General features: G+C 47.5%; 10 protein-coding genes. 6 read left to right on the forward strand and 4 right to left on the reverse strand.

What is annotated here, in order from left to right:
* Nucleotides 1-98: 98 nt before the first annotated feature.
* Nucleotides 99-2,159 carry a replication initiator protein RctB domain-containing protein gene (locus L975_RS03695; protein WP_047707248.1) on the reverse strand — a complete coding sequence of 687 codons (2,061 nt, stop codon included), beginning with the start codon at nucleotides 2,157-2,159 and terminating at the stop codon, nucleotides 99-101.
* A gap of 443 nt (nucleotides 2,160-2,602) precedes the next feature.
* Between L975_RS03695 and L975_RS18045 the strand changes: the two genes are divergently transcribed.
* From L975_RS18045 to L975_RS03715, 4 genes are all read left to right on the forward strand, one after another.
* The gene (locus L975_RS18045; protein WP_156121086.1) at nucleotides 2,603-2,779 is read left to right on the forward strand and encodes a hypothetical protein; all 177 of its coding nucleotides are present in this window, start codon (nucleotides 2,603-2,605) and stop codon (nucleotides 2,777-2,779) included.
* Nucleotides 2,780-3,789: 1,010 nt separating this feature from the next.
* Complete coding sequence (locus L975_RS03705) at nucleotides 3,790-4,974, forward strand: ParA family protein (RefSeq protein WP_047707253.1); 1,185 nt, start codon at nucleotides 3,790-3,792, stop codon at nucleotides 4,972-4,974.
* A complete protein-coding gene (locus L975_RS17170; protein WP_010863280.1) occupies nucleotides 4,967-6,046 on the forward strand; it encodes a ParB/RepB/Spo0J family partition protein in 1,080 nt (359 codons plus the stop codon). The genes L975_RS03705 and L975_RS17170 overlap by 8 nt, the downstream gene beginning before the upstream one ends.
* Before the next feature lie 381 nt (nucleotides 6,047-6,427).
* On the forward strand, nucleotides 6,428-7,696 hold the full coding sequence (locus L975_RS03715) for an O-acetylhomoserine aminocarboxypropyltransferase/cysteine synthase family protein (protein ID WP_047707254.1): 1,269 nt from the start codon (nucleotides 6,428-6,430) through the stop codon (nucleotides 7,694-7,696).
* Between the two features lie 179 nt (nucleotides 7,697-7,875).
* Here the strand turns inward: L975_RS03715 and pagP are convergent, their stop codons facing one another.
* Together pagP and L975_RS03725 are read right to left on the reverse strand one after the other, a co-directional pair.
* Nucleotides 7,876-8,436, reverse strand: coding sequence for a lipid IV(A) palmitoyltransferase PagP (gene pagP, locus L975_RS03720; protein WP_047707255.1), 561 nt, complete (start codon nucleotides 8,434-8,436; stop codon nucleotides 7,876-7,878).
* A gap of 930 nt (nucleotides 8,437-9,366) precedes the next feature.
* Nucleotides 9,367-9,837 carry an anti-virulence regulator CigR family protein gene (locus L975_RS03725; protein WP_052181251.1) on the reverse strand — a complete coding sequence of 157 codons (471 nt, stop codon included), beginning with the start codon at nucleotides 9,835-9,837 and terminating at the stop codon, nucleotides 9,367-9,369.
* A gap of 176 nt (nucleotides 9,838-10,013) precedes the next feature.
* Between L975_RS03725 and L975_RS03730 the strand changes: the two genes are divergently transcribed.
* Both L975_RS03730 and L975_RS03735 read left to right on the forward strand, forming a co-directional pair.
* Nucleotides 10,014-10,664 (forward strand): DedA family protein, encoded by a 651-nt coding sequence (locus L975_RS03730; RefSeq protein ID WP_010863284.1) that lies wholly within the window; start codon nucleotides 10,014-10,016, stop codon nucleotides 10,662-10,664.
* A gap of 18 nt (nucleotides 10,665-10,682) precedes the next feature.
* On the forward strand, nucleotides 10,683-11,981 hold the full coding sequence (locus L975_RS03735; protein WP_047707257.1) for a hemolysin family protein: 1,299 nt from the start codon (nucleotides 10,683-10,685) through the stop codon (nucleotides 11,979-11,981).
* A gap of 81 nt (nucleotides 11,982-12,062) precedes the next feature.
* Here L975_RS03735 and L975_RS03740 read toward each other — a convergent pair whose 3' ends face one another.
* On the reverse strand, nucleotides 12,063-13,709 hold the full coding sequence (locus tag L975_RS03740) for an EAL domain-containing protein (protein ID WP_047707258.1): 1,647 nt from the start codon (nucleotides 13,707-13,709) through the stop codon (nucleotides 12,063-12,065).
* Nucleotides 13,710-13,971: the final 262 nt, after the last annotated feature.

The raw sequence follows: 13,971 nt of genomic DNA on the forward strand, positions 1-13,971 counted from the left end.
AGCCGCAATGAAAAATACCCATCTGTATACAGATGGGTATTATCAGTAAAAAGTCATGTCTAAAGAGAAAGTGATAACCGCTCGTTATGGCTTATCGATTAAAATTTCCCCACCAACGCAGAAAAGATCTGTTCATCCATATTGTGCGCTTGTTTACGCAAACGCGTATTGGTGGTTAAGACACTGACCATATCATCCAATGAAATGGTTTTTTGCGCCTTTTGGCTCACGTGATAAACCAACTGTTCCAGATCCTGTGGCTGGATCAGCCCTTGGCTCGACTCAAACATTTCCACTTCCGTCATCGCATTATCAATGCGCTCTTTAATCTCCACCACCGGCGTTAATGACAAGCGGTGAATTTGGTCACACACCGCTAGTAGAGTCTCTGCACTGCTGTAACGCGAGACACTGAATTTCGCATTACCCACGGTGATCGCCAGTGAAAAGCGGCGCTTATCAATTCGGATTTTCTGGATGGGTTTGGCTTTAAACTTCAGATCCTCTGGCAACGGATTGAGCTGAATAACGTCATCTTCTAAACGATGTGAAATGCCGGGCAGTTGATTATTAAACTGTACCGGCGCTTTATTCCCCAATTTTTGCATAGACAGGAACGATTGTTTCTCCACGCCAGACAAGGTGCTGAGCTTAGCGCGGGTTCCTTCCGAATGGGAATAAAAGAAGATTTTGTCTTCATCCAGCTCCAGTGCGCAATTGATATAGTAGACACCTTTAATGCGCTCAAAGATAAAGTAACCGCTGATCCCAGAAAATTCACCACGGATATAGGTGCGCTTTTCCAGCCCTCGACCGGTACCGGATGAGGTGACCTCAATGCTGCCGTCATCAGGACGGGCTTTAAAATGCGCCACCACCACTTTTTCAAAGGTGTTGAAAAAGACTTTGCTAGTCAGATCGGGGGCCAATAGCTCATTAAGAAGGGATAAATCCATATCCAGCCGATTGCGATGCGTACTTTGGCCACGACAAAACAGGTATAAACGGAACATTAAGTCGTGATAACTGATCACCTCGACCGGCAATAAATAGAACATTTTACGCTCGAAAATCGATTTCAGAACGGAAACGCGCCATTTGATGTCATAGCGATGAGGTGCCATATCCTTATAGACATAATCACCTTTGGTATTACGTAGAAATTCACCATCCGCGCCGCGGATCCGGCGCCGAACAAACTGTACCCCTTCAACCTCGAAGAAACGGGCCAAGGTGTTATGAATGTTGATATCGTCGCCCAAATCTTGATCGCATGAAATCCCAACTTTGGTATTTTCTATTCTTTTAAATAAGTTAACGATTTCATCACGGGTTTCTTTGTTACCGGATTTCCCTAACAAGCTCAGCAAGTGATCAGTGTGGATAGGAGTGATATTTTTGATGGTCCCATTAGAGGATTCGTAAATCCCACTCATATCCATGTGATAGCGAATACTTAAAAAAACCAGCGCATACAAAAAACGGATATGTGAACGGTTAAATACCCCATCCATCGATTCGGTGGTTAAAAACAGTTTTGCCGTAATGGCATCATCATCGCTTAATAGCGTGATGGGCTTTTCAAAGTAGCGCTCGTTGAAGCCATTTGGCGGTAAGTTATTCATTAAATTGATTTTTTGGCTATCAGGCATACCAAACAGCGAGCCAAAAAATGAATGATCGGGGATAACCGAAACGCTTTCTAGTTTCAAGTCCAGTGGACGCACTGGGTATACCGGTGAGGTTGAAACTGGATATTTACGTGCCGCAGAAGGCGTGGTGCTCTTGGCTAGCATATTTTGCTGATCGGTCAGTGCATTTTTCGGCGCCGGTAGCAAATACAGTTTGTTTTTGGATTTTTTCTGGGTGGCGTATTGAAAATTATCTTGCTCAATGAGCAAACCGCGCTCTTTTAAGCGCGAAATAGCTTGTCGCACACTGGCGCGTGTCAATGCCATGCTGTCTGTTAACACCGCAACACTGACGCAGTGATCCTGATGTTGTTTTGCCTGCTGCAAGATAGTTTGGATAAAGGTTTGTGCTGATTTAGGCAGGTTAAGCGCGTCATATACGGCATCCGTCTGCTCCACTTTGATCAGCGAACCTTCACTTGTACTCCGATCATGCTCAATCCAGTGTGTGTTGTCGTATATCAGCATTTTAGAAATCCAAAAAAACTTATTGTTTGTTTATATCCTGATTCTTTTTTTCTTTATATCTTATTTATCTTAGATCATGGGTACTGTGGGTAACCGTTAAAAAGCTAAGTTATTCAATGCATTAAAAACTGCGATCCAAATAAAAACCGCCTGTTTAGTTAACGATCCACCCTTTGTTAGCAACGATCCACGCGTTGTTTAACTGACGATCCACTTCTGTTCCTTGAACGATCCACCCTACGTTAAAAACGATCCATTCGTAAGTATCACAGCCTGTAAACAGGTTATTGACGACGGTGTCCAACCTTTTCACCTTGGCGGCGGCTGCCATGTTTCACGCTGCGATATGGGTGTGAATAACGCTGTTTTTTTCATCAATCAAACGCGATCTGCGAGCTTGTTGCTAGGTGTTACCGGCGTAGTCTAGCAGTTGCTCCGCCTGTGTGACATTTTTAATTTCAAAGTCATTGCTGATTGAACCGGCGGATTTGATGGCGGTCGCATTTTTGCCGGTGTTTGGCGCGATTATGCGTCTGGTTGCGTGCAAAGCGTGGTGCCTGTTCGATGTGTTAGCGGAGGGATCGGTGTATATCCGCGGCAGGATCTTGTGCGCGGGGTGATCCGCTGATGATTTTGAGCGTTATTTTAACTGCGATCCGTCCGTAGCTATTCCGCACGATCTGATGTGATGACGAGTATGGTTAATGTCACTCTGATAACAGTAATGCATTGAGTTATAAAATATTATTAGTTTTAACTTGGTGAATTTCACGTATGGCAATGTGAAGTTGTTTGTAAATAATGGCTAAAGCCAGCCCATTTCTCTGGTTTGTCATGGCGAGGGCTTGATACAGATGTGATGTATTTCCTATCCCTCTCCATTTAATCGCGATCCATCCGACACTATTCCGCCTGTTTGTTCTGCAATATTCGTCAATTTGGCGACGATCCATCCGAGCATGCCCCGCGCGATGTGGCGTACATTGTGGTTAGCGATGGCCTTGTTGGGCTAAATTGAGCGCGATATGCCTATATACAGCACGAGTGGATGATTTTTTAACCACGACTGCAGCTATATTGCCGCTCTCGGGCTGTGTATGGAGTGGAGTCTTGCTTTATCTGGGCACGACCTTTGTACCATGGATGGCTGGGTTTAACTTCGATCCATCCGAGTGCATTCCGCAGGTTTTATCATTCGCTAACGTTAGCCAATTTAATCATGATCCATCCGAAGTGATTCCGCCTGATTTGCTGGTGGGTGAGGCTATTTTGATTGCGATCCGTCCGAGGCTGTTCCGGCTGAATGGGTGATGGAGACAGTCGATTAACCCGTGTCGGCTTAGCGTGCTTTGCTGTTTGCTGCTGATGTTCGTGCTAAGTGATGTTATCAAGCTGCTAATGTAGGTTGCCTTGCCTTGCCTTGCCTTGCCTTGCCTTGCTTTGATGGAAATAGAACGCTTGGCTATATCAGACGTAATTTTTGATTACTTGAATCAATAAGTGATGCAGATTACAAAAAAACGAATCTGCAATGAAAATGCGATAAAATAATCTAAAAGTGTTGCAATGTGCTTTAAGTGTTGTAATCATTATCCTTATTAAAGAGGATGACACTTTGACGAGGAAGGCGATGGACTCAAAACTGCAGCGCTTGGAGCAAAATGGAGCGCGTTATCGGATTGCCTGTCGTAAATCTGCGGCGTTTGTCGATGAACAGACCCATAACGGCAAGCCGTTTCGAACCTATACGCAAAATGAAGCCGCTAAGGCGCTGGGGATCAATAATCGCCAATTGGTGAAACTTTGTGAACAGCATGGCTTAGATGTGCCTATGGTGGGTTGCCGTTGGTCGTTGCCTTTACCTGATTTGTTCCGTTTACGTGAAGCTGTCGGTCAGCAGGCCAAAGCCAATGCCTCGCGAATGATTGTCTCTTCTGTGTTGAATATTAAAGGTGGTGTGGGCAAAACCACTACGGCAATGACGCTGGCAACCGGTTTGGCGATTGAAGCGAAAACCCAGTACCGGATTTTGGTGGTGGATGCGGATGGTCAAACCAATATGTGCACCGGCTATATGGCGCCGCAGATTGATACCGAGGATACCGTATTATCGGAATTGCTGACGTTGGCCGGCGATCCCACGTTGCCGGATAGCGAGTTGGCGCAGCAAGTGACTGCCGCACTGAAAAAGACCAATATTCCTAATTTGGATCTGTTGCCAGGTGGGGTTGCTGACAAGTTATTTGAAGCTTGGGTGCAACGCGGTTTGGCCGATGGGAAAATTACTTCGCCGTATTCCCTGCTGTCACGTCTGTTATCGGTGATCTCGCCTTATTATGATGTGGTGTTGATTGATACTTCGCCGGCACTGAACTTCTTGCTCTATAACGTACTGGCCGCGTCAGATGTGCTGATTGTGCCGGTGAAGCCAGATCATAATGATACTGATGCGACTGGCGATTTCTTATCGGTGTTACCGCAAATCAAGGCGGCCATTGAAGCGCATTGCCCACTGCATTGGTCTGAGATTAAGCTAATTATGACTGATTTGGATAAGCGTTCGGTGCCGAATCAGCAGAAAGCGGCGATTTTACGTGAGCTGTTTGGTCAAGATTTGATGTTAGGGCAGATCCCCCACTCTGAGGCTATCAAGCATTGCTCCAGCTTGATGTCTTCGATTTATGAATTGAGCCCGAGTGAATATCCGGGCGGACGAGCATCATTGATTAATGCGCAGGCGGAATGCTTGCAGGCGGTATTTGAGTTCGAAGAGATTATGCAGAATATATGGCGTAAAGAGGCAAACCATGGTTAAGAATGCACGTGTACGTCCTTCCTTTGATTTGGCATCTTTTGCCACCAATAGCACGCCAGTGGTTACCGAGTCTCCGCTCGAGACGTTGGAGAAAAAGCTGGATGCATTGACGGAGGAAAACCGCCGTTTGCTGGAGCAGCAAAAGCCGGGTGAAGGCAGCATGCTGCATCTCAAAGATGGTTCACAACGCCGTTTTATGTTGCGGGTGATCCCACATGACGACATTGAAGCATTGACGGATGTGCCGGCGATCAATGGCCGCGATCAATCTTTGCTGACGCGTGAGTCAGTGCGAGATATTTTGCAATCGCTAACCGTGTCGGGCCAGTATTATCCTGCAATCGGTAATTTGAATGCGGATGGTAAGATAGATGTGTTAGCCGGTTCGCGCCGCCGTAAAGCCTGTATTTACGCGGGGTGTGATTTTAAGATCCTGCTGCCAGAAAGCCCGATCTCATTGGCGGATGCGGAGTTTATTGCAGAAGCAACGAATGCTCAGAAAGAGTTGTCAGTGGTGGAGTTAGCTCAGCGTTGGCAGCAAATGCTGGATGAGGGGCTGTACCCCGATCAGAAAGGGTTATCCGCCGCATTAGGCCGTTCACCGGCGACAGTTACGCGAATCTTAAAAGCGGCGCGTATTCCTCGCCCTTGGTTACTGCAAGTTCCGGACGTGTATGCCCTGTCCTATGCCCAGATCAATAATCTGGTGACGGCAGCACAGGCGTTGACCGAAGATGATCAGATGCTGATTGCCCATGAGTTGGCCGATATCCGTCAAACACAGCGTTTTGGCCATGCCTCAAACGAAGAGCTGGTGGCGGAAGTGGTAAATCAGGCCAGCAAAGCCGCACGGCAGTTAAAGCAAAAAGGCGAGACAGTACGCGAAATTAAACAGAAAGAAACGCTGTTTAAAGTGGGTACCTCTTCGGTGATTGCCACCATTTCGCAAGGTGATAACTACCGACGTAAATTGCAAGTATCTGGTACGGATTTGTCTAAGCAGCAAGTTGATATTTTGATGAAACATTTGATGTTAGCGGCCGATGAAATGCAGTCGCTGGTACATGACTAACTGCCGGCAAGAGCTCCGCTCTCTTTAATAATAAGGGATGCGATTTCACGGTGAAATTGGTGGATTTCATCTCTTGCACAGGGTTTGGTTAGGCTTTATTGAATATTTGTGATGTAGAAAAAGGTGCCTGTCGGCACCTTTTCTATTATCTATATTTAAACCTATATCATACGCTGTATGAGAGTCTATTAGTCTCCCCTAGAAGCGATTAAGTGTACGCGATATATTTTCCTGTCCTGTCCTGTCCTGTCCTGTCCTGTCCTGTCCTGTCCTGTCCTGTCCCATTTTCTGTGTAGCATATGATGCTTGAGCCACGGGCTTATCTGACATACAGTGGATAATTATTGATCTGACTGTATTGTTCGAAACAAGGAGTGTTTCATGCGTGATGCTACCCTCGCCCTACACCACGGTTTTGCTTGCGATAGTGCAACGCAAGCGGTGGCGGTACCGATTTATCAAACTGTTGCCTATGAGTTTGACAGTGCTGAACATGGTGCTGCGCTGTTCAATCTGGAAGTTCCAGGCAATATTTATACGCGCATCATGAATCCGACCACCGATGTGTTAGAAAAACGCATGGCCGCATTGGAAGGCGGGATCGCCGGTTTAGCGGTGTCGTCTGGCGCGGCAGCCATCACCTATGCTATTCAGACGCTTGCTGGGGTTGGCGACAACATTGTTGCTACGCCGCAGTTATACGGGGGCACCTACACCCTCTTTGCTCACATGTTACCCAATGCCGGTATTGAAGTGCGTTTTGCCGCGGATGACCGACCGGAGTCGGTCGCGAAGTTAATAGATGCAAAAACCAAAGCGGTGTACTGCGAAAGTATAGGTAATCCAGCGGGCAATATCGCTGATTTAGCTGGGCTGGCGGATGTTGCACACGCACAGGGCGTGCCGCTGATTGTGGATAACACGGTGGCGAGTCCGATTCTCTGTAAGCCCATTTCGTTTGGTGCCGATATAGTGGTGCATAGCTTGACCAAGTATGTTGGTGGACACGGAACCTCACTGGGTGGCGTTATCGTGGATTCAGGTCAGTTTGACTGGGCGGCGAATGCTACGCGCTTTCCTCAGTTTAGCCAGCCGGAGCCTTCATATCATGGCGTGGTCTATACGCAGGCGTTTGGGGCGGCGGCGTTTATTGGTCGCGTACGCACGGTGCTTTTGCGCAATACTGGGGCAGCATTATCGCCGATGAATGCCTTTTTGATTTTACAAGGATTAGAAACGTTGGCGCTGCGGATGGAGCGTCATGTGGATAATGCGCGTAAAGTGGCTGATTTTTTGTTAGCGCATCCGAAGGTAGCGTGGGTAAGTTACGCAGGCTTACCATCTCACCCGCATTATCAATTGGCGCAGCGTTATATGCAGGGCCAACCTTCGGCATTGCTTTCATTCGGTTTGGCACAAGGTTACGAAGCCGGTATCCGTTTCTATGACGCGCTGCAAATTTTCAAACGCTTAGTTAATATTGGCGATGCTAAGTCGTTGGCGTGTCATCCAGCATCTACGACACACCGGCAGCTCACGGAGACGGAGCAACGGCGTGCGGGCGTGAAGCCAGAGATGATCCGTTTATCCGTTGGTATTGAAGCCATCGAGGATTTACTGGCTGATTTGGAGCAGGCCTTGCAGGCATAAGTGCTCGCTGGCTAACCTAGAATACGCCGTTCGTATTGTGAGAATACTGACGGCGATTCTACGGCAAGATCTTACACCGGTTGATGATTTACTCTCTTTCGCCTTCATTTTCATAATACTTTTTAGGCTCGTCATAAGAGCGTGACTTTCAGTCCCCACTATTGGGTGAACCACGCATGCTAAAATGTGTAGCGTAGCCAAGCAAACAGGACGTTGCCGTTATTTTTGGTGCCCGGAATATAGGTGAACTGGAGGTTCATTTGTTTATAGCTGGCGGAGAAAAGCGGTAATACGAGGGGTAACGGAATGTAGTTACCCATATCTTTACGTGCGGTGATCCCGGCGGTAAAGCCGAGTCCAAGCCGCACATCTTCGTCGTCATCCATGTACCAACCCTTTTCCCAACCATAGCCAACAATCGGTTGCCAGTGGTTATGCGAGTCTTTAAACATCATGGCATATAAGGCATGCCAATTACCTTCTTCGTTGTAGCGTGATACGCCGAACCCGCCACCCCATGGCATTTCATTGTAGTGGTCTGTCTCATCGTAGAGCCAGCGGTTATGCCAACTCAGAAACGGCAAATACAGATCGTAGTGTTGTGGCTCTTCCCATGTTTGTACGATGTTGTTGGTGAAGGTATCCCACCAATGAAGATTTTGCTCTGTCGGTGTTGTGGCTTGAACGTTAGCCGTTGACAAGAGTAACAGTAAGCCAAGGCCGGTAAGAAAATGACGCATAGGCAACCTGTTTGCTATGTGGGGGCGTATATGAGAAGTCTTGTCGTGGACAAGGTGATTGTCAAATTGGCTATGCCAAGCTGCAGTGGCTACGTCGTTGTGGAAACCGGCAATTTCACAGTGAAATTGGTGGATGGGGAGTCTGGGTGATTAGAATTGGCATATTTAACCGTGTGACATCCGAGGTGATTCCGCCAGATTATTTAGCGGTGTCATCCGTGCTTGATGCTTCACGTTACGGTTAGCTCTGCTTGTTTGCGCGTACGCGGCTAATCGATGAGGGGCTTTGACTCTGCATTGCTGTCGCGAATGATGCATTTAAACGTGTGACATCCGAGGCGATTCCGCTGGATTTAACGCCGGCGTTATTAACGCGATAACAACCCGCCTAGGCATGATTATCATACGTTGCGCATGGGAAGTACGTGCCTGAGCGAAGTCCTCCATACCTCAGCGAGTCTATTTAAGCTCTGATAACGTAGACGTGTGCGTCTTTGCTATCGAGTGACAAGCCCCAAAACCGCCATTAAGCATGTGACATCCGAGATAAATCCGCCAGATTTATACTAGCGAGTACTGTCATAGGTTGCACGATGCGCGAGACCTGTTTGGTATGGCATACGGATTAGGGAGGGTGTGACATCTCGATTGACCTATTCTCAGTCAGTTACGAATAAAGTTTCATGTTTAAGCGCGAGACATCCGAAGCGATTCCGGCTGATTGCACTGACGGGGGCAAGGGAGCCTACATGAATTTCATGGTGAAATTGGTGGATTGTATTTGCACCGATGTAGAGGAAGAAGGCTGAGAGTATGGATCGTGATGAGTGCGGCAGGAAGATCAAGCGGAGTAAAAAGATGAACAGTGATGAAACCGGTAGCGGTGAATTTCATAGTGAAATTGGTGGATTTCCGCTACCGGTAGCAAAATCAATCGAAGACGTTTTTCAGCACATCAACCACAATTGCAGTAGAGAGTGCAACCAGTACTAAGTCACTGCCCACCGCGCGCCATTCATAACCTGGATGGTGTGGCAGCTGTTTAATAAACGGTACGGGTAACATTTTCTTTGCTATTCCCGGCGGTAACGGCTTTCCGCGCATCAGGTTTTTCTGAATCCCTGGCGGCAACGGACTAAATTGAATCAGCTGATTATTCAGTGCGAGCGAACGTGCTGCAGCAACAGTAATGCCGGCGGCAATCAAGGCATCCGTCGTAGAGAAATCAGACTTGTATTCAGATTTGTGGTGTTTAGATTTATGGCCGTGGTGACTGTTGCCTTTACCATGGCCTTTGCCTTCTGGCGGATCGGCCCACACGGAGGTTACGGACAAACTACAAATCAGCGCACTTGCCAGCAGGGCGCGAGAAAAAGAGCGATGCTTCAAGCTTGGCGTCATTATGCCCTCTATCGCATAACTAAATAAACGCTGAACATAGCTGAATAATCATATTTGGTAAAGTAATAGTAGCTTTCAAGGGACGCCGGGGGTGGTATGCTTAATCACTCTGTATCATCTTGCAGCGATGAGCGTAGTTTTATGCATTCGTTGTGCGCTAATTATATGAGCTTATCATGTCGTCATTGTCTGAGTTATTTACTGCTCTCATCCATATGGATGTGCAAACCCTTTCGGATCCCAGTATTTCGGTACTTGTGTGTACCATCTTAGTGGCATTTATTGTGCTGGAGAATGGGTTTATTCCTACTGCGTTTTTACCGGGCGACAGTTTGTTATTTTTAACCGGTACCTTGATTCAATTGGATGTGTTACCCGCCGGCTTTGCAGTGGTTTTGGTGATTGCCGCCTGTGTGGGCTCATGGCTCAGCTATCTACAAGGTCGATTGTTTGGGCATACACGGTTATTCAACCGCTTAGTACAAAGTCTGGATGATAAGTATCGGCAACGTACCTTTGCCTTGATCGAACGTCACGGCGCGTTGACGTTGCTGATTGCGCGTTACATCGCATTTGTACGCACTATCTATCCTTCTATGATTGGGATCACCGCCTATTCACAGTGGCGTTTTTTCATCATCAACCTGATTAGTTCCGTGTTGTGGGTAGTGCCGATTGTGACATTGGGATATTTCGTCAGTAATACCCAATGGGCGACGGAGTACGAAACTGTCTTTTTTAAAGTTGTCATCTCCGTACCCGCAGTTTTACTGGTATCAGGCTTATGTTTATTGGTATATAAGAAGTTCAAACCACGTACTCAATAACATTAACCTGAGGAATATATGGACATAGTGGCGCTTCTTGCGTTGGTCATTTTGAATGGTGTGTTCGCCATGTCAGAGATAGCTCTGATTACCGCCAAGAAAGGAAAGTTAGCCCACAAATATAAAGCCGGCAGCAAATCAGCCAAAGTCGCCATGGAATTGGGACAAGATCCAAATAAGCTCTTGTCCACGGTACAAATCGGTATTACCTCTATTGGTATTCTAAGCGGTATTGTCGGGCAGTCGGTTTTATCTATCTATATCAAAGCATTGCTGGGGTGGATCGGGATCAGTGAAGCCCACAGCGATTATCTCTCCACCGTTCTGGTGGTTGTCATCATAACCTACGTTTCTATCGTCATCGGTGAGTTGGTTCCCAAGCGTATTGGGCAGATAGATCCCGAGCGGATTGCCTGTCTGGTTGCGCGTCTGATGCTGCTGCTCGCGACCTTAACCAGCCCTTTTGTGCGTTTACTCTCGGTCTCTACTACGGCCATTTTGTCTTTACTCGGGATCCGGGAAAAAGATGGTAGCGCCTCCATTGAGGAGGATATTCACTACATGCTGGATGAAGGGGCCAGTGCGGGGGTGATTGAGCCGCAGGAAAATAAGATGGTGAAGAATGTTTTTCGCCTCGATGCGCGGCAAATCTCCTCGGTGATGGTACCCCGTAGCGAAGTCGTCTATTTGAACACGCGTCTGAGCTACGAAGAGAATATCGCGCGTATCCAACATACCGATTTTAGCAAATACCCTGTGACAGATGGTGGCTTGCATAACATTGTGGGGGTGATCACCGCGCAGCAGCTGCTAAAGAATACCTACCTCAATCGTGATGGCGTCAGTTTGTTCCACGGTATGTTTGAGCCGGTGTTTTTACCCGAAACCATCAATGGCATGGACTTGCTGGCACAGTTCCAAACCTTTGATACTAAGCTGGCGTTTGTGGTGGATGAGTACGGTGACTTGCAGGGGATCGTGACGCAAAAAGATATTATTGAGGCGATCACTGGTGAGTTTAAATCGCCGGATGAAGAGGCATGGATAGTCCAGCGCAGTGACGGCTCTTGGTTGGTGGATGGGTTGATCCCAACCGCTGAGCTTAAAGAGCTGTTGGGGCTGGAGGTATTACCGGAAGACCGCTCCTATCGCTACCACACTTTAGCGGGCTTGGTCATGTTGCTACTGGGTAATGTGCCACGTACCGGGGATAAGTGTCAGTGGCAGGATTATGAGTTTGAAGTGGTGGACATGGATGGTACTAAGGTCGACAAAGTATTGATCAGCCGCTTATCGGACTCTGTCAGCGCTGAGTAACACAAAATATCCGGTGTACTGTATTCAGTAAGAAATATGCACTGAGCATTTGTCATCAATCAGTAAGCGGGCTAGGGCAACCTAGTCCGCTTTTTTGTGCCTGACATTTGCTGAATCGGCGGTTTTAGCGATGGGCATAATCCGCGGCACATGTGCCGGAGGGTAGATAATTTTGCTATTGAGCCACTGCTGCAGTTCGGACATCGAGATAGGGCGGGCAAAATAGAACCCTTGTAAAAACTGCACCCCGCGTTGTAGCAGGTAGTTAGCTTGCTCTTCGGTTTCCACGCCTTCAGCGACTACCGCGATATTCAGCTTCTGACCTAAATCGATGATCATATTAAGCACGGTAGCGGTGATGGCTTCAGTGCCGATGGTCGCGGTAAAGGTTTTATCAATCTTGATGTAATCAGGATGTAGTTTTTTAAGATAAGACAGTGAGCTGTGACCGGAGCCAAAATCATCCAAGGCAATTTTGATGGCATGACGTTGCAGCTGCTGCAACTGTTCGGCATGTTCGTCGATGTCGATGGGGGTTCGTTCGGTGAGTTCGACCACCAACTGTAGATTCGCCGGCAGCGCATGTTTGAACTTCAGCATATCAGCAAACAGCTGTTCATTATTCAGGTGCTCTGAGCCGACATTAATACTGATTTTGAAGTCTTTGGGCAGCTGTGCGCTTTTCGGCAGTTCGTCGGCAACATGGGCGATGACATAACGGGTAAAGGGAACGATCAGCCCTAGCTCTTCCACCAAAGGAATAAAGACATCCGGCGGAATGATACGTTTAGCGGTTTGCCAGCGCACCAAAACTTCCGCGCCAACACAATGCAAATTATCGCTTTGAATAATCGGCTGATACTTGATGATAAATTCATTGCGCTGCATCGCAAGGATCAGATCGTTATGCACACTGAAATGTTTACGGCTGAACGAGAAGGTGAGGGTACCCACCATGAGCGCAAGCAATAGGGCGACGGCAATGTGACTGGTGGCATTATCCCAGATGATATCTCGCATTGGACGTGCGTAGACATGGACTTTGACTGGGGTACTCAGTACATGCCCGTTACTGGTGATGCCGGTTTCCGCTAACATCTCTTGGCTGAGGATTTTGTAGGTCCCCCCGACAATTGCCTGCTGCTCAATTTGTAATGCCGCGCGCGATAGATAAGGGTGTGAGAGTTGTAACTGAAAGCGGATCGCTTGCTGCAAATCAAACAGCAGCATAATGCCTTTACCGGTTTGCCCGGGTTGTGGCAGCCATAGCGCCATCAATGGTCGTGTGCCTAAATCGAGCGAACCAGACAATAAACGCAGATGTGGAGTGGCGTGTTGCACTTCAGGAAAGCGTTGGCTGACATCATGCTGCTGGGTGCCGAGAGTGGAAGAGCAATACAATTGTTGGTTATCAATCAGCATGATTGAACGCAGCGTGGTGGAGATGGCACCTTGCTGTTGTAGGCGGGCTTCAACCTGAGCGCAAGGTTGCTCTAATAGGGGGCTCAGTGTTTGTCCAACTACGGCTAGTTTGTTCAGATCGGCGGAAAACTGCTGCAGGATTTGCTGACTATATTGCCACTGGGCCTTTTCCACTTTGTAATGCGCCAACAGGATATCTGCACCGAGCGATAAACAGAACGTCAGTATGCCCAATCCAAAGCTCAACCCGAGACGGCGCTTTTTATAACTTTGGTGTGAGGTCATCAGACCCGGTTGTAATTCCATTGTCCTAGTAGCCTTCGTCCTGACACTTAATTAAAGGTAACAACCAAGTCACCCAAATGCTACGCCACTGTTAAGACCGATTCGTTATGGATTTCTATAAATAAGACAGGTATTCAGAATTTATACTTGTTGTGCGGGGCGTTTTTTATTGCATCGTGATGATCTTGTGCCGCAGAAAAGTGTTTTCGGTGTTTTCCTATGGCGCAAGGTCACAGAACGTGGGGAGTGAAAGCGGTAAAAATTAATACAGCGCAAAGATTTG

The organism is Plesiomonas sp. ZOR0011, from assembly GCF_000800945.1.
Lineage (GTDB): Bacteria > Pseudomonadota > Gammaproteobacteria > Enterobacterales > CAMTGL01 > Plesiomonas > Plesiomonas shigelloides.